23 protein-coding genes are annotated in these 24,273 nt (G+C 69.8%); 18 read left to right on the top strand and 5 right to left on the bottom strand.

Features of this window, described 5'->3' with window-relative positions; all coding sequences use genetic code 11:
• Position 1 precedes the first annotated feature (1 nt).
• The 4 genes from AB0I28_RS17700 to AB0I28_RS17685 all read left to right on the top strand — a co-directional run bounded on the left by AB0I28_RS17700 (position 2) and on the right by AB0I28_RS17685 (position 5,544).
• Complete coding sequence (locus AB0I28_RS17700) at positions 2-871, top strand: carbohydrate ABC transporter permease (protein WP_357494429.1); 870 nt, start codon at positions 2-4, stop codon at positions 869-871.
• A gap of 44 nt (positions 872-915) precedes the next feature.
• The gene (locus tag AB0I28_RS17695) at positions 916-1,902 is read left to right on the top strand and encodes an arabinan endo-1,5-alpha-L-arabinosidase (protein WP_357494427.1); all 987 of its coding nucleotides are present in this window, start codon (positions 916-918) and stop codon (positions 1,900-1,902) included.
• Positions 1,903-1,945: 43 nt separating this feature from the next.
• Entirely contained in the window at positions 1,946-3,841 is a 1,896-nt protein-coding gene (locus tag AB0I28_RS17690) for an RICIN domain-containing protein (protein ID WP_357494425.1), read from the top strand.
• A gap of 194 nt (positions 3,842-4,035) precedes the next feature.
• Positions 4,036-5,544 (top strand): DUF4246 domain-containing protein, encoded by a 1,509-nt coding sequence (locus AB0I28_RS17685; protein WP_357494423.1) that lies wholly within the window; start codon positions 4,036-4,038, stop codon positions 5,542-5,544.
• Between the two features lie 44 nt (positions 5,545-5,588).
• Here the strand turns inward: AB0I28_RS17685 and AB0I28_RS17680 are convergent, their stop codons facing one another.
• Positions 5,589-6,587: a hypothetical protein gene (locus tag AB0I28_RS17680; protein ID WP_357494421.1), complete on the bottom strand. Its 999-nt coding sequence runs from the start codon at positions 6,585-6,587 to the stop codon at positions 5,589-5,591.
• A gap of 255 nt (positions 6,588-6,842) precedes the next feature.
• Here AB0I28_RS17680 and AB0I28_RS17675 point away from each other — a divergent pair, with 255 nt between their 5' ends.
• Entirely contained in the window at positions 6,843-7,484 is a 642-nt protein-coding gene (locus AB0I28_RS17675; protein WP_357494419.1) for a DsbA family protein, read from the top strand.
• 445 nt (positions 7,485-7,929) lie between these two features.
• Here AB0I28_RS17675 and AB0I28_RS17670 read toward each other — a convergent pair whose 3' ends face one another.
• Positions 7,930-8,868: a COX15/CtaA family protein gene (locus AB0I28_RS17670; RefSeq protein ID WP_357494418.1), complete on the bottom strand. Its 939-nt coding sequence runs from the start codon at positions 8,866-8,868 to the stop codon at positions 7,930-7,932.
• Between the two features lie 171 nt (positions 8,869-9,039).
• Between AB0I28_RS17670 and AB0I28_RS17665 the strand changes: the two genes are divergently transcribed.
• From AB0I28_RS17665 to AB0I28_RS17630, 8 genes are read left to right on the top strand one after another with little or no spacing between them, the layout of a single operon-like run.
• The gene (locus tag AB0I28_RS17665; protein WP_357494416.1) at positions 9,040-9,780 is read left to right on the top strand and encodes a metalloregulator ArsR/SmtB family transcription factor; all 741 of its coding nucleotides are present in this window, start codon (positions 9,040-9,042) and stop codon (positions 9,778-9,780) included.
• Positions 9,777-11,210, top strand: coding sequence for a Fe-S cluster assembly protein SufB (gene sufB / locus AB0I28_RS17660; protein ID WP_357494414.1), 1,434 nt, complete (start codon positions 9,777-9,779; stop codon positions 11,208-11,210). The genes AB0I28_RS17665 and sufB overlap by 4 nt, the downstream gene beginning before the upstream one ends.
• Positions 11,211-11,269: 59 nt before the next feature.
• A complete protein-coding gene (gene sufD / locus AB0I28_RS17655; RefSeq protein ID WP_357494412.1) occupies positions 11,270-12,448 on the top strand; it encodes a Fe-S cluster assembly protein SufD in 1,179 nt (392 codons plus the stop codon).
• On the top strand, positions 12,448-12,810 hold the full coding sequence (locus AB0I28_RS17650) for a non-heme iron oxygenase ferredoxin subunit (RefSeq protein WP_357494410.1): 363 nt from the start codon (positions 12,448-12,450) through the stop codon (positions 12,808-12,810). Before sufD ends, AB0I28_RS17650 begins: the two co-directional genes overlap by 1 nt.
• Positions 12,811-12,829: 19 nt before the next feature.
• A complete protein-coding gene (gene sufC, locus AB0I28_RS17645) occupies positions 12,830-13,606 on the top strand; it encodes a Fe-S cluster assembly ATPase SufC (protein ID WP_357494408.1) in 777 nt (258 codons plus the stop codon).
• 2 nt (positions 13,607-13,608) lie between these two features.
• Positions 13,609-14,913, top strand: coding sequence for a cysteine desulfurase (locus AB0I28_RS17640; RefSeq protein WP_357494407.1), 1,305 nt, complete (start codon positions 13,609-13,611; stop codon positions 14,911-14,913).
• Positions 14,913-15,371: a Fe-S cluster assembly sulfur transfer protein SufU gene (gene sufU / locus AB0I28_RS17635; protein WP_357494405.1), complete on the top strand. Its 459-nt coding sequence runs from the start codon at positions 14,913-14,915 to the stop codon at positions 15,369-15,371. The genes AB0I28_RS17640 and sufU overlap by 1 nt, the downstream gene beginning before the upstream one ends.
• A complete protein-coding gene (locus tag AB0I28_RS17630) occupies positions 15,368-15,751 on the top strand; it encodes a metal-sulfur cluster assembly factor (RefSeq protein ID WP_357494403.1) in 384 nt (127 codons plus the stop codon). The genes sufU and AB0I28_RS17630 overlap by 4 nt, the downstream gene beginning before the upstream one ends.
• Before the next feature lie 54 nt (positions 15,752-15,805).
• Here AB0I28_RS17630 and AB0I28_RS17625 read toward each other — a convergent pair whose 3' ends face one another.
• Complete coding sequence (locus AB0I28_RS17625; protein WP_357494401.1) at positions 15,806-16,489, bottom strand: DNA alkylation repair protein; 684 nt, start codon at positions 16,487-16,489, stop codon at positions 15,806-15,808.
• A gap of 60 nt (positions 16,490-16,549) precedes the next feature.
• Here AB0I28_RS17625 and AB0I28_RS17620 point away from each other — a divergent pair, with 60 nt between their 5' ends.
• Both AB0I28_RS17620 and AB0I28_RS17615 read left to right on the top strand, forming a co-directional pair.
• Positions 16,550-17,275 carry an acVLRF1 family peptidyl-tRNA hydrolase gene (locus AB0I28_RS17620; RefSeq protein ID WP_357494399.1) on the top strand — a complete coding sequence of 242 codons (726 nt, stop codon included), beginning with the start codon at positions 16,550-16,552 and terminating at the stop codon, positions 17,273-17,275.
• A gap of 5 nt (positions 17,276-17,280) precedes the next feature.
• Entirely contained in the window at positions 17,281-18,084 is an 804-nt protein-coding gene (locus tag AB0I28_RS17615; protein WP_357494397.1) for an amidohydrolase family protein, read from the top strand.
• 627 nt (positions 18,085-18,711) lie between these two features.
• Here AB0I28_RS17615 and AB0I28_RS17610 read toward each other — a convergent pair.
• Entirely contained in the window at positions 18,712-19,569 is an 858-nt protein-coding gene (locus tag AB0I28_RS17610) for a M23 family metallopeptidase (RefSeq protein WP_357494395.1), read from the bottom strand.
• Positions 19,570-19,873: 304 nt separating this feature from the next.
• Between AB0I28_RS17610 and AB0I28_RS17605 the strand changes: the two genes are divergently transcribed.
• The 3 genes from AB0I28_RS17605 to AB0I28_RS17595 all read left to right on the top strand — a co-directional run bounded on the left by AB0I28_RS17605 (position 19,874) and on the right by AB0I28_RS17595 (position 23,481).
• On the top strand, positions 19,874-21,499 hold the full coding sequence (locus AB0I28_RS17605; RefSeq protein WP_357494393.1) for an ABC-F family ATP-binding cassette domain-containing protein: 1,626 nt from the start codon (positions 19,874-19,876) through the stop codon (positions 21,497-21,499).
• A gap of 994 nt (positions 21,500-22,493) precedes the next feature.
• A complete protein-coding gene (locus AB0I28_RS17600; protein ID WP_357494391.1) occupies positions 22,494-22,892 on the top strand; it encodes a hypothetical protein in 399 nt (132 codons plus the stop codon).
• Positions 22,846-23,481 carry a hypothetical protein gene (locus AB0I28_RS17595; protein WP_357494389.1) on the top strand — a complete coding sequence of 212 codons (636 nt, stop codon included), beginning with the start codon at positions 22,846-22,848 and terminating at the stop codon, positions 23,479-23,481. The genes AB0I28_RS17600 and AB0I28_RS17595 overlap by 47 nt, the downstream gene beginning before the upstream one ends.
• A 10-nt stretch (positions 23,482-23,491) precedes the next feature.
• On the opposite strand, the gene AB0I28_RS17590 is transcribed toward AB0I28_RS17595, so the two are convergent.
• The gene (locus AB0I28_RS17590; protein WP_357494387.1) at positions 23,492-24,268 is read right to left on the bottom strand and encodes an endonuclease/exonuclease/phosphatase family protein; all 777 of its coding nucleotides are present in this window, start codon (positions 24,266-24,268) and stop codon (positions 23,492-23,494) included.
• Positions 24,269-24,273 lie beyond the last annotated feature (5 nt).

The following is a 24,273-nucleotide window of genomic DNA, read 5'->3' as shown; positions in this document are numbered from 1 at the left end:
GATGTCCGTTGAGGCGAACGCGCCGGCGGTCCGGGCGCGCCCCAGGAGGCTCGTCATCTCCCCGGCCGCGGCACTGGTGTACTTCGCGGCGTTCTGGGCGGCGGTCTTCTGGCTCGCGCCGCTGCTGTGGGCGGCGGCGACCTCGATCAAACCCGAGGCCGAGACGACCCTCGTGCCGCTCGCGTGGCTGTCGGAGAACCCGACCTTCGCCGCGTACCGCGAGGTGTGGGCGGTCGGGGACATCCCGCGCTGGATCGTCAACAGCACCATCGTCTCGGTGCTCGTCACGGCCCTGACGCTCGCGCTGTGCTCACTGGCCGCCTACGGCTTCTCCAAGACCCGCTTCCCCGGCCGGAGCTGGTTCTTCGCGATCATCATCGCCGGGATCCTCGTCCCCCCGCAGGTCCTGATCGTGCCGCTGTTCACGCAGATGTCCACCCTCGGGCTCGTGGACACCTACTGGGGAATCGCCCTGCCCCAGGTCGTGGCACCGGTGATGGTGTTCATCCTCAAGCGCTTCTTCGACGCCATCCCACGCGATTACGAGGAGGCCGCGCGCATCGACGGCGCCGGGCACCTGCGGATCCTGTGGAGCGTGATCCTGCCCCTGTCCCGGCCGATCCTGGCCGCGGTGGGCATCTTCACCTTCATCGGCTCCTGGAACAACTTCCTGTGGCCGTTCGTGGCGACCACCGACCCCTCGATCATGACCCTGCCCGTCGGGCTGGGCGTCGTGCAGAGCGTCTACGGGATCGCCTACGCGCAGAACATGGCCGCCGCGGTGATCAGCGCGGTGCCGCTGCTGGTCGTCTTCATGGTCTTCCAGCGCCGGATCGTCACGGGGATCGCCGGCGCCGGAATCAAGGGCTGACCTCGGCCGAGGCCACCCCGGCGAAGGAACGGAAGAGAACAGTCATGCCGAAGAACAACCGGACCGCGGCGGCGCTGCTCGCCTGTGCGCTGCTGACCCTCTCCTTACTCGTCAACCCGGGCACCGCGGCGGCCGCGCCGCTCCGGCTCACCGGCGACCTCGGCGCGCACGACCCCGCGCTCGTCGTGGGCACCGCCGGCCGCCCCTGGTACGTCTTCGCCACCGGAGGGGGAGCAGGGGGCGGCACGATAACCGTCCGCTCGTCACCCGACGGCCGCGACTGGACCTACCGCGGCACCATCTGGAACTCGAAGCCGTCCTGGATCCCCCAGGCGATTCCGGGCGTGAGCAACCTCTGGGCGCCCGAGATCTTCCTCGCCGGCGGGGTCTACCACATGTACTACAGCGCCTCGACCTTCGGCTCGCAGCGCTCGCTGATCGGGCTGGCGACCAACACGACCCTCGATCCGGCCGATCCCGCCTACCGCTGGGTCGACCAGGGGAAGGTCTTCGAGTCCTTCAACGGCAACCCGTACAACGCCATCGATCCGGGCATCATCGAGGCCGACGGCGTCCGCTGGATGTCCTTCGGGTCCTGGTGGAGCGGCATCTACGCGATCAGGCTCGGCTCGAACGGCAAGCCGGCGGCGGGGGCGCAGCCGGTGCACCTGGCCGACCGCAGGCCCGCCGGTACGAGCGCGGTGGAGGCGCCCTACATCGTCCGGCGGGGTGGGTACTACTACCTCTTCACGTCCTTCGACGTGTGCTGCGCGGGCGCCGACAGCACCTACAAGATCGCCGTGGGGCGGTCGACCTCGGTGACCGGTCCCTACGTCGACCGCGGTGGCCGGCAGTTGCTCCAGGGTGGAGGGACGGTGATCCTCGCGCGCCGGGGCTCCGATGTCGCCGCGGGCGGTCAGTCCCTGTCCGCGGGCTGGATCGGCTACCACTCCTACGGGGGCTACGGCTTCCGTCTGGGGATCGAGTGGGTCTCGTGGACCGCCGACGGCTGGCCGTACCTGAGTTCCTGAGCATCGGCCGGCCGAGCTTCCACCATTCACATAGGAGACATCCATGAGCCGCCGAACGCGGACACCCGCCTCCCGCTTACTCGCAGCGCTGCTGATGTGCCTGGCGCTGCTGACCATCCCGTCGACCGCCGCGGAGGCAGTCGGCGAGACGACCTTCCGCAACCCGCTTCTCGCCGACGGCGCCGATCCCTGGCTCCAGTTCCACGACGGGAACTACTACCTCGCGGTCACGACCTGGAACCAGCAGGTGACCATGCGAAAGTCGCCCACACTGGCGGGCCTGGGCTCCGCGACCCCGGCCGCCATCTGGTCGGACACGTCCACCGAGCGCTGCTGCACCCACTGGGCACCGGAGTTCCACCGCCTCAATGGCCCCAACGGCACCCGCTGGTACATGCTCTACGTCTCGGGCCGCTCGGGCACCCTCGACTACCAGCACCTGAGCGTCCTGGAGAGCGCCGGCGACGACCCGATGGGCCCCTACACCGACCGGGGCTCGCCGATGGGCGCGTCGTGGAACATCGACGGCAGCTACCTCACCGTCAACGGCCAGCTGTACTTGCTGTGGTCGGAGTTCTCCGGCGCCGACCAGAGTCTGTGGATCGCGCGGATGACCAACCCGTGGACGGTCACCGGTTCCCGGGTCCTCATCTCCCGGCCGACGCTGGGCTGGGAGCTACAGGGAGGACGCGTCAACGAGGGCCCCGAACCACTGCAACGTAATGGACGCACGTTCATCGTCTACTCGGCCAGCGCCTGCTCCACCCAGTACTACAAGCTCGGGCTGCTCGCGCTGACCGGGAGCGACCCGCTCAGCGCCTCCTCGTGGACGAAGTCGCCGAACCCGGTGTTCTCGGCGGCCAACGGCGTGTACGGGCCCGGGCACAACGGCTTCTTCACGTCCCCCGACGGGACGCAGAGCTGGATCGTCTACCACGGCAACGCCTCGACCTCCCAGGGCTGCGGGCAGACGCGTTCGACGCGGGCGCAGCCGTTCACCTGGAACGGCGACGGCACACCGAACTTCGGCGCGCCGGTGTCGACCTCGACGGTCCTCAACGTCCCCTCCGGTGAGCGCGGCCCGATCACCGCGGCCGTCGAGGGAACGGCCTACCAGGTGGTCAACCGCAACAGCGGTCTGTGCGCGGCCGTCGCGGGCGGTTCGACCACCGACGGCGCGAACGTTGCCCAGTACGCGTGCTCCGGCGGCGCGGCGGGCTGGGTCCTCGATGCCACCGGGGACGGCTACTACCGGCTGGTGAACCCTTCCAGCGGCAAGAGCCTCGACGTCGCCGACTGCGGTACGGCCGACGGCACCGACGTCCGCCAGTTCGCCTGGCTGGACAACACCTGCCAGCAGTGGCAGGTGATACCGGCCGGCGACGGCTGGTTCCGGCTCCAGAACCGCAACAGCGGGAAGGCCCTGGACGTCGCCGACTGCGGTGCGGCGGCCGGCGCCGAGATCCGGCAGTGGACCTGGTCGGGGGCGGCGTGCCAGCAGTGGCGGTTCCAGCCCGTCGGCGCGCAGACGGTCACGAGCGTCCAGAGTGGACGCGTGCTCGACGTCGCCGACTGCGCCACCGCGTCGGGCACGAACGTCCGCCAGTGGGCCTACCTGAACAACGCCTGCCAGAAGTGGACCTTCACCCACACCGACAACGGCTACTACCGGCTGTCGCCGCAGAACGCCACCGGCCTGTGCCTGTCGGTCGCGGGCTCGTCCACCGCCGATGGGGCGAACATCGCCCTCGGCGCGTGTACCGGTGGCAACTCCCAGTTCAGGCCGGAGCCACTGCCCGACGGTTCGACGCGGTTCGTCGCACGCCACAGCGGCAAGGCCGTCGACCTGGCCGGCTGCGGACTGGGTGACGGCACGAACATCGCCCAGTGGTCCTGGCTCGACAACACCTGCCAGCGTTTCCGCCTGCGCACGGCGTGATCCCGGCGTCATGCGGAGCCGATCACCCCGGCCGACGGTGCGCTGTCGGCCGGGGTGATCCGCGGGGTTCATGGGCTCCCAGCGTCGACATCGGACAGTCCATTGAGGATTGCGGCGATGACGGGACGACGGCGGTCTTGTCGGACCGCCGCAGTATCCTTCCGCCACCGCACATCACCCGAGAGGACCGAGAGTTGACCACCCTGTCCGCGTTTCCACTGCCCTTCCATGCCTCCCGCTCCATGTGGTACGCGGCGCCCCGAACACTGCGGGAACTCCAGATGATGCGGTGCAGCGCCCATATCCGGGCGAAGCCGGGATGGTTCGACAAGATGAACGACGCCGAGATCGTCGCCAGGTGGACGCGGGAAGCGCTCGCCCAGGGCCTTACCGAGGCACAGGTCCGCTACGTGCTCGCCGAGCTCGCGCACTACGCCGCGCTGCGAGACGGGCCGACCGGCATCGAGGTGTCCGCCGTCGACGGGGTGTGGCAGTCGGACACGCTGGTCGACGACGAGCTCAGGACCCGGCTGCGCGACGCCGTGCAGGTTCTGGAGCAGGTCCCCGAGCACGAACGGGACTGGCACCCGGGATCCGACGGCCAGGTGCTCGACCTGGTCCATCCCTCTCTGTTCTGCCTGGTGCGCGAGGTGAGCGGAGCGCCCGAGCGCGCCTGGCAGAACCCGACCGACCGCTACTCGCGGTACGAGTTCTCGGAGAAGTTCCAGTGGCTGCCCACCGACGTCGACGTCAGCCCCGAGGGCGAAGCCGTCTTCGCCTCGTATGTCAACAACGTCCACCCCGAGACCCATCGCGACCTCGCCGCCGTCCTGCCGGACCTCTTCGCGCGCCTGCTCCCGCTGTGGGAGAACGTGCTGACCGACCTGCGGAATCCGCGGCCCCTGCGGATCGAGGCCGACCCGTACGGATGGTACGACTCGGAGCCGGAGCACCCGGACCGGGCGGCCTTCGACGACGATAAGGCGTTCGAGGAAGCGGTCAGCGCATGGGAGGACGCCGACCGCGACTGGTGGGAGAACCGCAGTCCCGTCGTGCCCGACGCCCCGGACTTCACTCCGCCCGAGCCGCCCGACGAGGCCAAGCGGGTCGACCTGCGCGGCCGCCGGCTCCAGGTCATCGTCAAGGTCGCGAGCATCCACCTCACCCCCGACCGGCCCGAGTACCGCGGCGGTTCCTGGCATGTCGAGGGGATGGTGAACGAGCGGATCGTTTCGACGGGCATCTACTACTGGGACTGCGAGAACATCACCGAGAGCACGCTGAGCTTCCGGACGGCGCTCGACGATCCGGACTACGAGCAGAGCGACGACAACGGTCTGCGCGAGGTCTACGGCCTGGAGAACGAGGACGCCCTCAACCAGGAGTTCGGAGCGGTGACGACCTCGGTGGGCCGCTGCCTGGCGTTTCCGAACGTCCTGCAACATCGCGTCGGCTCGTTCCGTCTGGCGGACCCCACCCGCCCGGGACACCGCAAGATCCTCGCGTTCTTCCTGGTCGACCCGTCGGAGAAGATCGTGTCGACAGCCGACATCCCGCCGCAGCAGCCGTGGTCCGGCACCTCCACCATGACCCTGGAGCAGGCGAAGGGCTTCCGCGAGCAGCTCATGCAGGAGCGCAAGTTCTTCGTCGACGAACACAACGAGCAGCTCTACGAGCGCGAGTTCTCCCTCTGCGAGCACTGAGGTCGGGAGCGGGCGGCTGGGACGTCCGGAGGTGGGGGAGCTGGTCAGGGGAGGTCGGGCCAGCGCCCTTCGCCTTCGGCGGAGTCACCCCAGTAGACGCCGTTGGGAGCGTCGCCGCCCAGGTTGGCGCGGTGGACGGTGAGGGCCGAACCGATGGCCCCGGCGGCGCTGGTGCGGAGTACGTGCTGGATGTTGGTCGCCGGTCGGCCGCCGAGCAGGATGGTGCGCGGCGGGGGTTCGGTGCCTTCCTCGGCCGCACGGTGGGCTTGGGTGACCCACTCGGCCCTGGCCGCGAGTTCCTCGGGGGAGTGGGCTCCTCCGTAGAGGGACGAGTAGATGTCGCACTGGAGCCGGATCGCCTCGGTCTGCCAGACGGGAGGTTCCGCGTTGTCGCCGACGACGCGATGGGCGGCGGCGGACCGTGCCCGGTCCGCCAGGCCCCACCATCCGGCGACGACCGCGTTGTAGGGCTCCTCGTCCGGGTCGAAATCGTAGGGGCGAGGGGCCGGCATGTCGCGGAAGCCGAGCGCCCGAAGTAGTTCGAAGACCAGGTCCTGGGGCGAGATCGGGCTGTAGGCGCGGTCGACATCGGTCGGCGGCCCGTCCTGCCGGAGGATCCGGTCGAGTCGCGCCCGCGATGCCGGAAGTCCGGCCCCCTCGGCCCAGCCGGTGATCGCCTCGCGCGCCTGCTGGATCGACCCGCCGGGTTCGGTGACGGGCCTGTGCCGGTACCCGCAGTCGGCGTCGGCCGGGTAGGGAAGGTGCGTCGACCACGCGGCTTCACCGGGCAGCGCGCCGTGCAGCTGAGCGCAGTGGCTCCCCGAAACGTGGGCGGCCAGGACGGGGCTCGCCCACAGCCCGGCGAGGCGCCCGACGGCCTCGGCCATGTCGGGCGGGTCGTCCAAGCCGGCCGTCTCCAGCACCTGCCAGCCCTCACCCAGTTCGCGCAGTCGCCGGTGTTGATAGCCGATCGCGTCCATGTCGGGGAGCACGGTCAAGTGGGAGTCGGAACGACTCAGCACGATCGACCCGTAGTACGCCATGGCCAGAACCTAGTGGTCGACACAACGCTCACAGAGAGCGGCAGGAGCAGGCTCGGCGATGGACGACGATCGCCCTGACCGAGGACCCGGGGTGGGCCAGGGTCCGGAGGCTGGCCCGCGAGGTGCTCATCGAACCGACCGGCATTTCGGAGCACGAGCCGGCGGACATTCTGGTGATCCGATAGCGGAGCGAACAACACCACCTATGACGACGGGTCGGGAGCGCGGACACACCGTTGGCGTAGTCTCCATTCCATGTCTGTGCATGAAACCCGCGACCAAGTCGCCGACTTCTGGTTCGACCCCCTCTGCCCGTGGGCGTGGATGACCTCCCGCTGGGTCCACGAGGTCAAGCGCCAGCGCCCCGAGATCACCGTGAACTGGCACGTCATGAGCCTCGCCGTCCTCAACGAGGGCAAGGACCTCCCCGAGGAGTACCGCGAGGCCGTCCTCGTGCGCGGCTGGTACCCCGTCCGCGTCCTCATCGCGGCGGCGAAGAAGCACGGCGACGAGATCCTCGGCGACCTCTACACCGCCATGGGCACCCGCATCCACCTCAAGAAGGAGGAGCTGGGCCGCGAGATGCTCGAAGGCGCCCTCTCCGACGTGGGCCTGCCCACCGAACTCGCCGACGCCGCCTTCACCGACGCCCACGATGAGGCGGTGCGCGCCTCCCACGCCGAGGGCATCGGGCTGGTGGGGCAGGACGTCGGCACGCCGGTGATCGCCGTGGCCGGCGCCGACGGGGAGCGTGTCGCGTTCTTCGGGCCGGTCGTGACTCCGGCACCGAAGGGCGAGGAGGCGCTGCGGTTGTGGGACGGCACGCTGCTCGTGGCGGGGATTCCCGGCTTCTACGAGATCAAGCGGACCCGCACGCAAGGGCCCATCTTCGACTGATCGACGGCGCGGCCGACCGACTCGGCGACCGACGACCGACGGCGGCGCGGGTGCGGAAACGCACTCGCGCCGCCGCTTTGGTGGGGTCGGGCAGCGGCGTGGTGGCCGGCCGAACTCGATCTCAGGCGCTCGCCGACTTCGCGGAGGGGAAGCGGTCGCCTTCCTCCCGGGGCTGGCTCCAGTGCGGTCCGCCACGCACCGGTGGTGCTGCGGCGTGGCGAGTGCGCTCGGTGGATACGTCCGCGGGCGGCGGGTCCGCGCGCGGCAGCGCGTCAAAGAACAGGGGGAGCGGCTCGTGCGCGAACGCCTCGGCTACTGGACGTCACCGGCATCCTCGCGGGCGTGGGGCGTGGGGCGTGGGGCGTGGGGCGTGGGGCGTGGGGCGTGGGGCGTGGGGCGTGGGGCGTGGGGCGTGGGGCGTGGGGCGTGGGGCTCGCCCCACTCCCTACCCGACCGCCAACTCTGCCGGCGTCGTCGCGGGCCGCGGGTCGGGGACCTTCGCCTGCGGGTCGTCGGCGAGGTCGCGCACGCGGGTGCGGTACAGCACCAGCAGCGCCGCGATCCACAGCACCGACGCGCCGAGCATGTGCGCGCCGACGAGGATCGCCGGCAGGTTCGTGAAGTACTGCACGTACCCGATCGCGCCCTGTGCCAGCAGCACTCCGGCCAGCCACCACGCCGCCCGCATGGTCACGGGTGGCGCCTTGACGGCCTTCAGGGTCAGCAGCATCGCCGCGGTGAGGCCGATCAGCAGGAAGGCGGCGTCGGCGTGCAGCTGCGTGATCAGGTGCCCGTCGAGGTCGAGGCGGGGGGTCTCGGGGTCACCTGCGTGGGGGCCGCTGCCGGTCACCATGGTGCCGATGGCGACCGTCGCGAGCGCCGCGGCGATGATCGCCCATGCCAGCAGCCGCACGGGGCGGGGCACGATGACGCGGACGGGGCCGTCGGGCTCTCCGGAGCGGACCCAGAAGGCGACCGCCACGGCGAGCGCGCCGACGCTGACGAGGAAGTGCAGGCTCACCGACCACGGGTTGAGCCCGGTGATCACGGTCATCGCGCCGATGCCGCCCTGCGCGAGGATGGCCACCAGCAGGAGCGCGGCCATCTTCACCAGCGAGGTGCGGCGGGGTCGCCTGCGCCAGGCGGCGAACAGTCCCACGACGGCGATGAACCCCACGACGACGCCGAAGAGCCGGTTGCCCCATTCGATGGCGCCGTTGATGCCGAGCGCGGCCGTGGTGTGGAACGAGTCGGGGGAGCAGTTCGGCCAGCTCGGGCAGCCGAGGCCCGAACCGGTCAGACGAACGGCCCCGCCGGTGATGACGATGGCGACATTGGCGATGATGTTGATCAGCGCGATCCGCCGGACCCACGTAGGTGACACAAGGGCACAGGCTACGGGGCGCCGCGCGCGGGTCCGAGCGCGGGTACCGGCCAACTTCTACGTTCGGTCGAAACCGCAGGTCGAGGTCAGGGCCGGTAAGGGTGCCCTTCGTGATCGCCTTCACGGCACCCCTGCATGGCGCGCTCCGGCTAAATAGGTAACACTTGGGTTGTGGAATTCGACCTGGCGATCGAACGGACCGGGAGCGGCTGCGCCGTCCCCGACGGTCGAACGCGCCAGCGTGTCGCCCAGCTGCTCCTCGAAAGAGGGCACGCCACGGCCGCCGAACTCGCCGCGGTCCTCGGCCTGACCACGCACGCGGTGCGCAAGCACCTCGACGCGCTGGCCGTCGAAGGTCTCGTCGAGACGCGTGAGCCCGCCGCGACCGCCGGTCGCGGCCGAGGACGCCCCGCCAAGGCGTACCGCCTCACCGACGCGGCGCGCGACACGTTCCCGCACACCTATGACAACCTCGCCGCCGACGCCCTGCGGTGGATCTCCCGGCACGCCGGGCCCGCCGCCGTCGGCGCGTTCGCCGCCGAGCAGACCGCCCGGCTCGAAGAGCGCTGCCGGACCGCCATGGACGGCGCCGGCGAGGAGCCCCTGGCCAGAGCCACCGCCCTCGCCGAAGCGCTCTCGGCCGAGGGGTACGCTGCCTCCGCCTCGGCGATCGCCACCGGCGGGCAGCTGTGCCAGCACCACTGCCCGGTCGCGCACGTCGCCGCGGAGTTCCCGCAGCTGTGCGAGGCCGAGACCGAGGTGATCGGCCGTCTGGTGGGCACCCATGTGCAGCGCCTGGCCACGATCGCCAACGGTGACGGCGTCTGCACCACGCACATACCGGCCCGCCAGACGAACCGGCCGGTCACAGGCAAATCCAGTGTCGACAACTTGAGGACGCGAGAATCATGACGGAGACGACCAGCCAGGCCCCGCTGAGCCAGGACGAGGTGCTGGCCTCACTCGGTAACTACGAGTACGGCTGGGCCGACAACGACACCGCCGGCGCCTCGGCGCAGCGCGGCCTGTCCGAAGCGGTGGTCCGCGACATTTCCGCGAAGAAGAGCGAACCGCAGTGGATGCTCGACCTGCGTCTGAAGGGCCTCAAGCTCTTCGGTCGCAAGCCGATGCCGAACTGGGGCTCCGACCTGTCGGGGATCGACTTCGACAACATCAAGTACTTCGTGCGCTCCACCGAGAAGCAGGCCGAGTCCTGGGAGGACCTGCCCGAGGACATCAAGAACACCTACGACCGTCTCGGCATCCCCGAGGCCGAGAAGCAGCGCCTCGTGGCCGGTGTGGCCGCCCAGTACGAGTCCGAGGTGGTCTACCACAAGATCCGTGAGGACCTTGAGGAGCAGGGTGTCGTCTTCCTCGACACCGACACCGCCCTCAAGGAGCACCCGGAGCTCTTCAAGGAGTACTTCGGCACGGTGATCCCGGTCGGCGACAACAAGTTCGCCGCGCTGAACACCTCGGTCTGGTCGGGCGGCTCGTTCATCTACGTCCCGCCGGGCGTGCACGTCGACATCCCGCTGCAGGCCTACTTCCGGATCAACACCGAGAACATGGGCCAGTTCGAGCGGACCCTGATCATCGTCGACGAGGGCGCCTACGTGCACTACGTCGAAGGCTGCACCGCGCCGATCTACAGCTCCGACTCGCTGCACTCGGCGGTCGTGGAGATCATCGTGAAGAAGGGCGGCCGCTGCCGCTACACGACCATCCAGAACTGGTCGAACAACGTCTACAACCTGGTCACCAAGCGCGCGGTCGCCGAGGCGGGCGCGACGATGGAGTGGGTCGACGGCAACATCGGCTCCAAGGTGACCATGAAGTACCCGGCGGTCGTCATGACCGGCGAGCACGCCAAGGGCGAGGTCCTCTCGGTGGCGATGGCCGGCGAGGGGCAGCACCAGGACGCCGGCGCGAAGATGACGCACGCCGCGCCGCACACCTCCTCCTCGATCATCTCCAAGTCGATCGCGCGGGGCGGCGGGCGCACCTCATACCGGGGCCTGGTCCAGGTCAACGAGGGCGCGCACCACTCCAAGAGCACCGTCAAGTGCGACGCGCTCCTGGTCGACACGATCTCGCGCTCCGACACCTACCCGTACGTCGACGTCCGCGAGGACGACGTGCAGATGGGCCATGAGGCCACCGTCTCCAAGATCAGCGACGACCAGCTGTTCTACCTGATGAGCCGCGGCCTGACCGAGGACGAGGCGATGGCCATGATCGTCCGCGGGTTCATCGAGCCGATCGCCAAGGAGCTGCCGATGGAGTACGCCCTCGAACTCAACCGCCTGATCGAGCTCCAGATGGAAGGGGCGGTCGGCTGACGCCCGCACCGCCATCCCCGTCCTCGTCTCAAGAAACACCGACCGGAGTAGACACGAGCATGACCACGAACGCGCCTGCGCGGCCACATTCGCACGGCCAGGTTGCCGAAGCGCCGCCGAAGACCAAGTCGCAGCTGCTGCGATCCTTCGACGTCGCCGACTTCCCCACGCTCAACGGGCGTGAGGAGGACTGGCGGTTCACGCCGCTGCGGCGCCTGCGCCACCTGCACGACGGGACCTGGAGTCCGGCCGGGACGGCTCCCGCCCACGAGTACGGCGCGGCGCCCGAGGGCGTGACCATCGCGAGTGTGGCCAAGGGCGACCCGCGTCTGGGCAGCGTGCTGACCCCGTTCGACCGGGTCAGCGCGCAGGCGTTCACCGCCGCCGAGGAGGCGCTGGTCGTCTCCGTGGCGCGCAACGCCGTCGTCACCGAGCCCGTGGTCATCCGCGTGGTCGGCGGCGGCGCCGATGGCGTCTCCTTCGGCCACACCTTCCTGGAGATCGGCGAGTCCGCCGAGGTGACCATCGTCCTCGACCACGTCGGTTCGGTCACGCTGGCCGACAACGTCGAGATCGCCGTGGGCGCCAACGCCAAGGTCACGGTCGTGAGCGTCGCCGACTGGGCGCCCGACTCCGTGCAGGTCCAGCACCAGAAGGCCCGCCTCGGCCGCGACGCGAGCCTGACGCACATCTCCGTGAGCGTCGGCGGCGACCTGGTCCGCCAGTACGTCTCCGCCGAGTTCGCCGGCCCGAACGCCTCGATCGACGCCTACGGCGTCTACATCGCCGACGGCGGCCAGCACCTTGAGCACCGGCTGCTCATGGACCACGGCGTCCCCGACTGCCGCAGCAACGTCAACTACAAGGGCGCGCTGCAGGGCACCGACGCGCACACCGTGTGGGTCGGCGACGTGCTCATCCAGGACGTCGCCACCGGCACCGAGACCTACGAGATCAACCGGAACCTGGTGCTCACCGACGGCGCCCGCGCCGACTCGGTGCCCAACCTCGAGATCGAGACCGGCGAGATCGTCAGCGCCGGCCACGCCAGCGCCACCGGCCGCTTCGACGACGAGCAGCTGTTCTACCTCCAGTCCCGGGGCATCCCCGAGGACGAGGCGCGGCGCCTGGTCGTCCGCGGCTTCTTCGCCGAACTGCTGCACAAGATCCCCGTCGTGGCGATCCGCGACCGTCTCACCGAGACGATCGAGGAGCGACTGTCCAAGGTGGGCGTCTGATGGACACCACGGACACCACCGAGTTCATCAGGGTCTGCGCCCTGAGCGACCTCCCCGTCGGGACGGCCGTGCGCGCCGAGATCGACGACACGCCGATCGCGCTGGTCCACACCGACACCGAAGAAGTCTTCGCGATCTACGACGAGTGCTCACACGCCGCGGTGGCACTGTCCGAAGGGGAGGTCGAAGGCTGCACTCTCGAGTGCTGGCTGCACGGCTCCCGCTTCGACCTGCGGACCGGTGAACCGACCGGCCTGCCCGCCACGATCCCCGTCCAGGTTTACCCGGTGGAGATCCGCGACGGAGACGTTTACCTGAGCACGGTTCCACACAACGGCCCCGCCGCCGCGGGCGACAAGTAGTCAACAGGAGCACTAACACATGAGCACCCTTGAGATCCGCGACCTCCAGGTGTCGGTCAACACCGGCGAAGAGGACAAGTCGATCCTGGCCGGTGTCAACCTCACGGTCAGGTCGGGCGAGACCCACGCCATCATGGGCCCCAACGGGTCGGGCAAGTCGACCCTGGCCTACTCGATCGCCGGTCACCCGAAGTACACCATCACCGGCGGCAGCGTCCTGCTCGACGGCGAGGACGTCCTGGAGATGACCGTCGACGAGCGCGCCCGCGCGGGCCTGTTCCTGGCGATGCAGTACCCCGTCGAGGTCCCCGGCGTCTCCGTGTCGAACTTCCTGCGCACCGCCAAGACCGCCATCGACGGCGAGGCCCCCAAGCTGCGCACCTGGGTCAAGGACCTCCAGAAGGCCATGAGCGACCTGGAGATGGACCCCGAGTTCGCCACCCGCAGCGTCAACGAGGGCTTCTCCGGCGGTGAGAAGAAGCGCCACGAGATCATGCAGCTCGAACTGCTCAAGCCGAAGATGGCGATCCTCGACGAGACCGACTCCGGCCTCGACATCGACGCGCTGCGCATCGTCAGCGAGGGCATCAACCGGGTCAAGGAGAACAACGACCTCGGCGTCCTGCTGATCACGCACTACACGCGCATCCTGCGCTACGTGAAGCCCGACTTCGTGCACGTCTTCGTCGCCGGCAAGATCGTCGAGGAGGGCGGCCCGGAGCTCGCCGAGCAGCTCGAGGCCGAAGGCTACGACCGCTACGTCAAGGGCGCGGGCGCCGCGAAGGTCGGAGCCTGACCATGACCACTTCCGGAGCGGCGGTCGAGGCCGAGCGGACCGGTGACACGCCGCAGCTCGACGTCGCGGCGATCCGCGCGGACTTCCCGATCCTCGATCGGGAGGTCAACGGGCACCGGCTGGTCTACCTCGACTCCGCCGCGACCTCGCAGAAGCCGCTCCAGGTCGTCGAGGCCATGCGGGACTTCGCGTTGACGCACAACGCCAACGTGTCCCGTTCGGTGCACACTCTCGGCGCCGAGGCGACCGAGGGCTACGAGGGCGCGCGGGTCAAGGTCGCCGACTTCGTCGGCGCGGCCCGGCCCGAGGAGCTGGTGTTCACCAAGAACACCACCGAGTCGGTCAACCTGGTCGCCTACGCGATGCTGGCGGCCTCCCTCGACCCGAAGGCCGACCCGCGACTGCGGCTGGGCCCCGGCGACGAGGTGGTGATCTCCGAGATGGAGCACCACTCCAACATCGTCCCCTGGCAGCTGCTGTGCGAGCGGACCGGCGCGACCCTGAAGTGGCTCGGGATCACCGATCACGGCCGCCTCGACCTGTCGAACCTCGACGAGCTGGTCACCGAGCGCACGAAGCTGGTGTCCTACGTGCACCAGTCGAACCTGCTCGGCACGATCAACCCGACGGCCGCGGTGGCCAACCGGGTCCGCGAGGTCGGCGCGCTGCTGATGCTCGACGCGTCCCAGTCGGTGCCGCACATGCCGGTCGACGTGGTCGACCTCGACGTGGACTTCCTGGTCTTCACCGGGCACAAGATGCTCGGCCCGACCGGGATCGGCGCGCTCTACGCCAAGCTCGAACTGCTCGAGGCGATGCCCCCGTTCCTCGGCGGCGGTTCGATGATCGAGACGGTCGCCATGACCGGGTCGACCTACGCGCCGCCACCGGCGAAGTTCGAGGCCGGCACACCGCCGATCACCGAGGCCTACGGCCTGGGCGTGGCGGTGGACTACCTCAACCGCGTCGGGATGGACGCGATCCGGCGGCACGAGAAGGAACTGACCGCCTACGCCCTCGACGCCCTGACGTCGGTCCCCGGTCTTCGGGTGATCGGCCCGGAGGTCGCCGTCGGGCGCGGCGGCTGCATCTCCTTCCATCTCGAAGGCGTCCACCCGCACGACGTCGGGCAGGTCCTCGACTCCGAGGGCGTAGAGGTTCGAGTCGGACATCACTGCGCAAAGCCGACATGTTCGCGTTTCGGGGTACCGTCGACCACCCGTGCGTCGTTCTACCTGTACAACACCACCGACGAGGTGGACGCCCTCATCACGGCGTTGGAGAAGGTACGGAAGGTCTTTGGCTGATGCTGCTCGACGACCTCTACAAGGAGATCATCCTCGACCATTACAAGCGCCCGCACGGCCGCGGACTCCGCGAGCCGTTCGAGGCCGAGGCGCACCACGTCAACCCGACCTGCGGTGACGAGATCACCGTGCGGGTGCACCTCGACGGCGGGAAGGTCGCCGACGTCTCCTACGACGGGGTCGGCTGCTCCATCTCGCAGGCCTCGGCGAGCGTGCTGTTCGACCTGCTCAACGGCAAGGCCCTCACCGAGGCGATGACGACCCTTGAGGCGTTCACCGAGCTGATGGTGGGTAAGGGAGAGGTCGAACCCGACGAGGACGTGCTGGAGGACGCGGTGGCCTTCGCCGGTGTGGCGAAGTACCCGGCGCGCGTCAAGTGCGCCCTGCTGTCCTGGATGGCGTTCAAAGACGCGGCCGCCCGGGCGACCGCGGCCGACGAGAGCGGAGAGAGTTCATGAGTGAGGAAGTGCTCGACCAGACCGCCTCGGCGCCGGCCCCGGAGGGTGCCGCGAAGAAGGCGTCCCCCGAGGACGTCACCGAGGCCATGAAGGACGTCGTCGACCCCGAGCTGGGCATCAACGTCGTCGACCTGGGCCTCGTCTACGGGGTCCACATCGACGACGAGAACGTCGCGACCCTGGACATGACGCTGACCTCGGCGGCCTGCCCGCTGACCGACGTGATCGAGGACCAGACCCGCTCGGCGCTGTGCACCGGCCCCGGCGGCGGTCTGGTGAACGACATGCGGATCAACTGGGTGTGGATCCCGCCGTGGGGCCCCGACAAGATCACCGACGACGGCCGCGACCAGCTTCGCGCGCTCGGCTTCAACGTCTGAGGCGAACGAGATCACCAAGGGCCTCCCGGCACTCGCCGGGAGGCCCTTTCCGCATCACTCCCCGAGGTGCTTGAGCGCCTCCCGCCTCGACAGCGGCGACAGCTCGGTACGGGTGACGAAGGCGCGCACCGCCGCCGGATCGCTCTTGGCGTACTCCCGCAGCGCCCAGCCGATGGCCTTGCGGACGAAGAAGAACGACTCGCCGGCCCGCCGCTCGCAGTACCGGAACAGGCGCCCGGCGTCGGTCTCGGCACGGTAGAGGAGCTGGTGCAGGAGCGCCACGCGGACCAGCCAGAGGTCCTCCTCCTCGATCCACTCGTCCATGACCCGCACCAGCGCCGGCTCGGCCCGCACGAGACCCCCGGCCACCCTCGCCGCGAGCGGGTCGACGGTGTCCCACCAGGACTTGGCGACCACCAGGCGCCGAAGAACCGGGACGAAGTCCGCGCTCAGCCTCTTGGCGTTCCGCACCAGCAGATCGCACGCGAAGTACTGGTACTCGCGTTCGGGCAGCTCCCAGCAGGCCTCCGCGATCTCGGCGAGGGCTTCCTCGCCGAAGGCCGGGGCGCCGGCCAGCACCTTCCGGGACGCCGCGCGCCGCTCGGGGGTCTTCATCCCGAGGAAGGGGAACATGTCGCGCATGTAGGACCTCATCGCGGCGCCGAGCGCGGGATCGGCCGAGGCCGTGAAGACCTCCTGGAGCCGTTCGATCAATGCGTTGGTGCCGGGTGCTCCCATACCGCTATCCTCGCTGAGCCGTACGACACGACCCCCACGAAGCGGAAAGGCGGGCAGGCGATGTCGAACTCCCGCCCGGCCACCGGCGGCGGGCGCGTGATCAGCGTCGCGCCCGAACGCGTGGTGCGCTGGCTCAACGGCTTCATCGGCCGTCACGGCCCGAGCACCGTCGAACAGAGCCTCGACGGCATCACCCTGACCGCCGCCGACGGCGCCGTCGCCGCCTGCGCGCTTCCCCTCGGCGAGCGCTTCGAGGAGGAGACCGAACTCGAAGACCTCGTCGAGACCTTCATGGAACGCGCCGAGACCGAACGGACCGTCGCGGTCCTCGTCGTTCGCAAGGGTGCCTTCGCCATCGGCGTCTTCCAGGGCCCGAAGCTGCTCGTCTCGAAAGTCGACACCACCTACGTCCAGGGCCGCACCGCCGCCGGCGGCTGGTCGCAGCAGCGCTACGCCCGCCGCCGCGAGAAGCAGGCCAAGCAGGCCCTCAAGAAGGCCACCGACGCCGCCGCCCGCGTCCTGATGCCCCACCTCCACGACATCGAACACGTCGTGGCCGGCGGCGACCGCCGCACCGTCGCCGACGTCCTCGCCGACAAGCGGCTCGAAGCGCTGCGGCACAAGATGGTCCCGCTCACCATGGAGGTCGGCGAACCGAGACTGGCGACCTTGAAGGACACCCCCCGGCAGTTCCGCGCGGTCCAGATCCACCTGACCGAACCCGAACCGCGCGACGAGCCCCCCGAAACAGCCGAGTCCACTCAGGACGAACCCGGCCTACGCTGACGCGCATGACGTACAGCGGACCGATCATCGACATCCACGCGCACATCGCGTTCACACCCGACGAGCAGGCCACCGAGAACCACGGCATCGGCGCCGACGCGCTGCGCGCCGGAGTCGGACTCGACCGCGTCGAGCACAGCACCGCGATCGTCATGGCCCGCGCGGGCGAGCCCGAGGCCACCACCCGGCGCAACGACCAGGTCCTCGCCGCCGCCGAGGCCACCGCCGGATTCATCATCCCCGTCGTCTCGGTCCACCCCCACGACGGCGAGGCCGCGCTCGCCGAACTCGACCGGGCCGCCGCCAAGGGCGCCAGGATGCTCAAGCTGCACCCCAACACGCAGGCCTTCGACGTCGCCGACGAACGCGTCGCCGCCGTCGTCGGCCGGGCCGGGGACCACGGCATCGTGACGCTCTTCGACGGCTGGAACCCCTTCGACGGCGACCAGCCCGGCAAGTTCCTGAAACTGGCCATGGCCCACCAGCACAGCCACTTCATCGTCGCCCACTTCGGCGGACTGGACTTCGCCAAGCTGATGGTCTTCGAGATCGCCGCGCGCTACCCCTTCTGGAAGCACAACGTCCACTTCGACGTCTCGGCGATCGCCGAACTGCTGGCCGGCAGCCCCTACGCCGAGCAGTTCGTGTGGGTCATGCGCAAGGTCGGTGTCGACAAGATCCTCTATGGCAGCGACTGGCCGGTCTGCGACCCGAAGGCGTCCCTCGACGCCGTCCTCGCCCTCGGACTGACCCAGGACGAGGAGAAGGCGATCCTCCACGACAACGCCAAGGCTCTGCTCGGCCTGTGAGCCCTGGCCGGCATCGCCGCCGTCGGGACCATCGCCGTGCCGATCAGCCCCGTCGGGATGCTCAGGGCCTTCGACGCCCCACGGACCCGGCGGAGAAGGGGTCGGCGCCGGGCTTGCGGCTGAAGGCCACTGCTGCTGGTCGGTGATCAGGCGCAGTGGCTCCGCGCGGCGTGAGGGGGCGGGGCGTGTGTCCTTTGAAGCCTTACGGAGGGGGTGATCCGTTGCGAAGAGGCCCTATGGCGTGCTCTGGAGTGGTCGCTCGTATTTTCGCGGCAGCGACAATTGCGCCCCGGACCGCATATCGAAGTCCATCACTTTGTTGTCGCTTCGCCACTGCGTCACGGTCGGTATACCGTTTCCCCGTCCGCAATCACTTACGGTGATCATGAGACGGGTCGAGCCCTCGTTCGTTTCCGTGCAATGGCCCCGGGGAGTCCCCAGTGGATCGTCGAAACCGGGCCGCGCGCCTTTCGCGGCATTACCTAGAACAGTGCAGAATCAGTATCTGTTGATCGCAAACCGACGTATGGTCCGCAAATGCTCGTGGCCAAAGGATTAGCGGCGGCACCCGTTGGGTGCCGCCGCTCATTCAATGCGAGATCGCGGGAAAGCCGAGAATTCCTGTGGTCAGAGGTCGACGCCGTGCTTCTGCAGGAAGGGGACCGGGTCGACCGGATTGCCATCAACGTGAACCTCGAAGTGCAGGTGCGGTCCGGTCACGTCACCGGTGGAACCGGCCTGACCCAGGACCTGGCCCGACTCGACCTTCTGGCCGACCTCCACGTCGATGTCGGAGAAGTGGCCGTACCAGGTCTCGACACCATCGCCGTGCTCGATCAGCACGAAGTTGCCGTAGCCGCCGTTGGGGCCCGCCTGCACCACGGTGCCGTCGAAGGCCGCGTAGTTGTCCTCACCCTCGTCGGCGGCGAAGTCGGTGCCGTCGTGCTGGACGCCGGCGCGCCAGGCGCGCGGGCCGAAGACGTCACTGATGAGCGCCTTCGACGGCAGCGTCCACTTCGGCTCGGCCGCCTCCTTCTTCGCCTTCTCCTCGGCGGCCTTGCGCTCGGCCGCCTCCTTCTCCGCCTGCTCCTGCTCCTTGGCGGCCTTGTCCACGGCCTGGTCGGAGGCGTTGTCCAGGCCCCGCTCCTTGTCACGAGCGGCCTGGTCGTCGAGGTCGCGCGTGCTGTCGATAGCGGTCGAGTCGTAACCGTCGTCCGTACCGCTGCCGTCCGTCGTGGCCACGTTGAAGCCGGTGAGGACGATCGCCGCGACGAGGAGTGCGGCGAACGTGACCCGGCGGCCATCGAGACGACCCTTGGGGGTGTGGCGGAGTGAATCGCTCAGCTTCATGAGGCCGGGGGTGGCACGCTGCCGGACGACGCCGAGCACGTCGCCCAGTTTCGCCAGGGCGAGCTCGCCGCGCTGCTTCATGACGCCGAGCGCACCGCTCAGCTTCCTTGCGAGGTGTTCGGGATCAAAAGTCATAACCCGGTGAACGTAGCGACGGGCCGGCGCGGGGAACCGGACACGAAGTGGATCAAGGGTCGAGACCCGGCATCAAAGGGCCGCACGCTGGGAATTCTCGGTACGGTCGGGTCTTAGAAGTCCTCCGACCCGGTGGACGTTGGTGGCACCTTCGGCGCTCTGGTTACACTCGACGAATGCTCCACCGTTGCGAAGACTGACCGACCCCAGCCGACCGTCATCACGTGTTGAGCCCTGCTCCACGCGGTCGGCAGATGTCTCGCGTCCACGGTCAGTCCCATTCGTCCGAAAGTGAGCACTTTCCATGATCTCCGTCACCGGCCTAGAACTGCGGGCCGGCGCCCGCATCCTCCTCGAAGACGTCAGCCTGCGGGTGCAGCCCGGCGACCGCATCGGCCTGGTCGGCCGCAACGGCGCCGGCAAGACCACCACCCTCAAGGCGATGGCGGGGGAGGGGACCCCCTACGCCGGAAGCTTCGAGCGGCGCGGTCCCTTCGGCTACCTCCCGCAGGACCCGCGCACCGGCGACCTCGGTGTCTCCGCGCGCGACCGGGTCCTGTCCGCCCGCGGCCTGGACACCCTCATGGCCGACATGAAGAAGGCCGAGACCGGCCTGGCCGAGGTCGTCGACGACAGCGAGCGCGACAAGCTCCTGCGCAAGTACGGCAACCTGGAGGACCGCTTCGCGGCGATCGGCGGTTACGCGGCCGAGTCGCAGGCGGCGCGCATCTGCGCCAACCTCGGCCTGCCCGACCGGATCCTCGCCCAGCCTCTCGGCACCCTGTCGGGCGGTCAGCGGCGGCGCGTGGAGCTGGCCCGGATCCTGTTCGCCGACACCGCCGACGGCGACGGCACGCTCCTGCTCGACGAACCCACCAACCACCTCGACGCCGACTCCATCGCCTGGCTGCGGGACTTCTTGGCCGGCCACAAGGGCGGGCTCATCGTCATCAGCCACGACGGCGACCTGCTCCAGGCCGTCGTCAACAAGGTCTGGTACCTCGACGCCAACCGGGGGACGGTCGACATCTACAACGTCGGCTGGAAGAAGTACCTGGAGCAGCGCGAGGCCGACGAGCACCGTCGCCGCCGCGAACGGGCCAACGCCGAGAAGAAGGCGTCGGCGCTGACCGCGCAGGCCGAGAAGATGCGGGCCAAGGCGACCAAGGCCGTCGCGGCGCAGAACATGCTGCGCCGGGCCGAGCGCCTGACCGCGGGGTTGGAGGACGTGCGCGTCGCCGACCGCGTCGCGAAGGTCCGCCTGCCCCAGCCCGCACCCTGCGGAAAGACGCCGCTGACGGCCGAGGGACTGTCGAAGTCCTACGGTTCGCTGGAGGTGTTCATGGACGTCGACCTGGCCGTCGACCGGGGTTCGCGGGTCGTGATCCTCGGCCTCAACGGTGCGGGGAAGACGACTCTGCTGCGGATGCTGGCGGGGCAGGTCGAGCCCGACACCGGCAAGGTCATCCCGGGGCACGGCCTGCGGATCGGCTACTACGCGCAGGAGCACGAGACTCTCGACGTCGACCGGACCGTGCTGCAGTTGATGCGGTCGGCGGCCTCGACGGCCGGGAGCGACCTGCCCGACACCGAGCTGCGGAAGATTCTCGGCGCGTTCCTGTTCACCGGCGATGACGTCGACAAGCCGGCCGGGGTCCTGTCGGGCGGGGAGAAGACGCGGCTGGCGTTGTCGACGCTGGTCTGCTCGGGCGCGAACGTGCTGCTGCTCGACGAGCCGACGAACAACCTCGACCCCGCCAGTCGCGAGCAGGTGCTCGACGCGATCGGGCGCTTCCCGGGCGCGATCGTGCTGGTCACGCACGACCCGGGCGCGGTGCAGGCGCTGCGGCCCGAACGCGCGATCATCCTGCCCGAAGGCGTGGAGGACACGTGGAGCGAGGATCTGCTGGAGCTCGTCGAACTGGCTTGAGCGAGGGCGGGCGCGGCCGGGGAGCGGGCGCGCTGATGAGGCGGTGAAGCGAAGCGCCGGGGCGGATGCCCCGGCGCTTCGCTGTGGGGTGGGGAAGCGGGCATGGGTGGGCACGTAGGCGGGGCATCGGGGTTGAGGCATGGTGGCGTGGTTTGTGTTGGGCGATAACGGGTTAGTTATGTCAGTGACGGCTCGGGCGGGGAGTAAGAGCACTGGTCAGAGCAGCTATGAAAGAGGATGCGCGGGACCAACTTGGAATTGCGACGACGGCCTTGGCGTTGAGATCGTCCCGGTGCTGGGTGCGGCTCCCGTTTTGGGGCCCCTTTGGGGTGAACGGGGGAGCGCGCGATTCGCTCGAACGCGCGCCGCATGGCTTTGCCCTGCTCAGCCCGCCCGCTATCCCAGCGCGCTACTGGACCGTGGCGGGTCCGCATCTCGAGGTTTGGGTTTGCACCGCTCAGCTCCGCCCGCCCTCGCGCGCCGCCGCTCAGCCTGGCAAGGCCTCCCCGCCGCCCGGCCTGGCGGCCGTGCGGGCCGCTCAGTCCCGCCCAGCCTCGTCTGCCCGGCGTCCCGCGCGGCCCCGCTCTTCTTACCCAGCGTCCAGCCGCGGCATCCCGCCGCCGCACCGTCCCTCGCCCAGTCCCTCCCGCCGCGCGCTCCACCTCCCACCGCCCCACCGCCCCACGCTCCCTCCCACCTCCGCCGCGCGCCCTGCCCTACCCCCGTCCCCATCCCACCCCTGCGCGTTCAGTCCCGAACGCGCACTCCCGCATGCCCTTCCCCCTCGCCAACGCGCGCACTCCCCGCGCGGTCCTAGGCCTCCCGCCGTCGCCGCGATACAACCGTTCCGGCAAGAACCCCTGTTCATCCACGTGGAAACGGTGGTACCCGATGGCACGTTTACTCCGCGCGCGGCCCCGCCCGTGCCGCCGTACTGCTCCTCCCGACGGCCGCCAAGGCGTCCGAGGCTCCCGATGACGGCGCCCTCGGCGCGGTGACCTGCTTCAGCGCCGACGGCCCGGCCTTCACCTCCGACAGCGGTGCGGCCAAGGCCCGCGTCGTGTTCTCCCTCGACGACCGGTTCCGGCTGCAGGTCGCGCCGGACGGCGTCTTCACCGACCCGGCGAACGCCCCGCCCGGGGATCCGCAGGCACCCGCCGCGAACATCGTGGTCAAGACCGACTACCCGGCCCCGTCGGTCTTCCACGCCGAAACGGACGACGCCTTCCGCGACACCACCATCCGCATCACCAACCCCGACGGCTGGGAGGACGGCGACGTCCCCAACGCCTCGCCCTACTACATGAGCACCGTCGACTACGGAGTCCACGGCCTGACCAGGGGCTATGCCGACGGTGGTCGCCGTCGCGGACTACGAGCCCGGCGGGCGTGACCGCCGGGCGGAGTCCTCGGCGGACACCCTCCTACCGTTCGCGAGCCTGCTCGCGGCGGTGGACAAGACGGGAATCTCCGACGACGCCGACACCACGGCGGCCGACCTGGACGGCGGTGGGTCGAGCTTCTCGGCGCAGGCCCTGGCGGCGTCCGGCCTGGTTCCGGGAGAGACGTTCGCCTTCGGCGGTTCGGTGTTCACCTGGCCCTCGGCGGCCACCGGCGGTGAGGCCGACAACGTCACCGGTCACGGCCAGTCGATCCTGCTGCCAGGTCAGGGCTCGCGCCTGGCGTTGCTGGCCACCGGGACGGGTTCCAGCGCCGGCGGGCCGCTGACTGTGCGGTACACCGACGGCACTAGCGAGACGGTGTCGATGTCGGTGCCGAACTGGTGCTGCCCGCCGACCGGGGAGACACCGGTGGCGGTGCGGGTCAAGGGCAAGAACACCCCGGCGGGTCCGGGGCAGTACCCGACCGTGGAGTACCGGGTCTACTACCTGGAGTTCGCCGTCGATCCCGGCCGTACGGTGCAGGCGGTGACCCTGCCCGACGACTCGACCGTGCACGTGTTCTCGGCGGCGGTCTCCTAGCGAGGGTGCCTCACCGAGGGCTCGGGCTCCCGGTGAGGCGCAGATCGACGGCCAGGGGTCGGTGGTCCGAGGCGCGCCCGCGGGGGATGGTCGTGGCGACGGGTTGCAGGTCGGGGGTGGCGAAGACGTAGTCGATGCGGCGCACGGGCCAGATCGAGGGGAAGGTCCCGCCGGGGGCGCGGAGGGTGAACCACCGCAGCCAGCGGGGGCCGGTGTGGACACCGGCCCAGCTGTCGTTGAGGACATCGCGCACGGCGCTGAGCTCCGAGCGCGCCGGCGGGGCGTTGAAGTCGCCGGTGAGGACCAGGGGCGCGGGCGTCTCGGCGCGGACTTCCTCGATCAGCCGGCTGACCACGGCGAGTTGCCGCGAGCGGCCCGCGCCGTCCCAGGGCAGGTGGTTGAGGTGGGTATTGACGACGTGGAGCGGCCCGTGCGGGGTGCTCAGAAGGGCGTGGAGGGCACCGCGGTCCTCCTGGGTGTCCAAGGTGGGCAGTGGGACGAAGCGATGGGATTCGACCGGGAAGCGGGTGATGACGGCGTTGCCGTACCCGTTCTCACCGCTGGGGATGGTCGGGTGGAACAAGGCGGTGGCGCCGAGCACCTCGGCGAGCTCGGCCGGCTGGTCGGCCCAGGCGGAGCGGGTGCCGTAGCGGGAGTCGACCTCCTGGAGTCCCACGACGTCGGGTCGCAGCGCGGCCAGCGCGGCGGCGATCCGGTCGAGGCTGGGGCGGCCGCGGTCGTCGGTGCCGTGGTGGATGTTGTAGGTGGCGACGCGGAGGCTGGGCATAGGCG

It is taken from the genome of Phytomonospora sp. NPDC050363 (genome assembly GCF_040655735.1).
Taxonomy (GTDB): domain Bacteria; phylum Actinomycetota; class Actinomycetes; order Mycobacteriales; family Micromonosporaceae; genus Phytomonospora.
This window is presented reverse-complemented; position numbering and strand designations above follow the sequence as displayed.

Excerpts from the sequence above, each read along its gene's own strand:
- AB0I28_RS17690 (WP_357494425.1), top strand. The coding sequence starts at position 1,946 with ATGAGCCGCCGAACGCGGACACCCGCCTCCCGCTTACTCGCAGCGCTG.
- sufB (WP_357494414.1), top strand. The coding sequence starts at position 9,777 with ATGACGGAGACGACCAGCCAGGCCCCGCTGAGCCAGGACGAGGTGCTG.
- AB0I28_RS17700 (WP_357494429.1), top strand. The coding sequence starts at position 2 with ATGTCCGTTGAGGCGAACGCGCCGGCGGTCCGGGCGCGCCCCAGGAGG.
- AB0I28_RS17630 (WP_357494403.1), top strand. The coding sequence starts at position 15,368 with ATGAGTGAGGAAGTGCTCGACCAGACCGCCTCGGCGCCGGCCCCGGAG.
- AB0I28_RS17695 (WP_357494427.1), top strand. The coding sequence starts at position 916 with ATGCCGAAGAACAACCGGACCGCGGCGGCGCTGCTCGCCTGTGCGCTG.
- sufD (WP_357494412.1), top strand. The coding sequence starts at position 11,270 with ATGACCACGAACGCGCCTGCGCGGCCACATTCGCACGGCCAGGTTGCC.
- AB0I28_RS17590 (WP_357494387.1), bottom strand. The coding sequence starts at position 24,268 with ATGCCCAGCCTCCGCGTCGCCACCTACAACATCCACCACGGCACCGAC.
- AB0I28_RS17595 (WP_357494389.1), top strand. The coding sequence starts at position 22,846 with ATGCCGACGGTGGTCGCCGTCGCGGACTACGAGCCCGGCGGGCGTGAC.
- AB0I28_RS17680 (WP_357494421.1), bottom strand. The coding sequence starts at position 6,587 with ATGGCGTACTACGGGTCGATCGTGCTGAGTCGTTCCGACTCCCACTTG.
- AB0I28_RS17620 (WP_357494399.1), top strand. The coding sequence starts at position 16,550 with ATGTCGAACTCCCGCCCGGCCACCGGCGGCGGGCGCGTGATCAGCGTC.
- AB0I28_RS17675 (WP_357494419.1), top strand. The coding sequence starts at position 6,843 with ATGTCTGTGCATGAAACCCGCGACCAAGTCGCCGACTTCTGGTTCGAC.
- AB0I28_RS17605 (WP_357494393.1), top strand. The coding sequence starts at position 19,874 with ATGATCTCCGTCACCGGCCTAGAACTGCGGGCCGGCGCCCGCATCCTC.
- sufU (WP_357494405.1), top strand. The coding sequence starts at position 14,913 with ATGCTGCTCGACGACCTCTACAAGGAGATCATCCTCGACCATTACAAG.
- sufC (WP_357494408.1), top strand. The coding sequence starts at position 12,830 with ATGAGCACCCTTGAGATCCGCGACCTCCAGGTGTCGGTCAACACCGGC.
- AB0I28_RS17650 (WP_357494410.1), top strand. The coding sequence starts at position 12,448 with ATGGACACCACGGACACCACCGAGTTCATCAGGGTCTGCGCCCTGAGC.
- AB0I28_RS17610 (WP_357494395.1), bottom strand. The coding sequence starts at position 19,569 with ATGACTTTTGATCCCGAACACCTCGCAAGGAAGCTGAGCGGTGCGCTC.
- AB0I28_RS17640 (WP_357494407.1), top strand. The coding sequence starts at position 13,609 with ATGACCACTTCCGGAGCGGCGGTCGAGGCCGAGCGGACCGGTGACACG.
- AB0I28_RS17615 (WP_357494397.1), top strand. The coding sequence starts at position 17,281 with ATGACGTACAGCGGACCGATCATCGACATCCACGCGCACATCGCGTTC.
- AB0I28_RS17625 (WP_357494401.1), bottom strand. The coding sequence starts at position 16,489 with ATGGGAGCACCCGGCACCAACGCATTGATCGAACGGCTCCAGGAGGTC.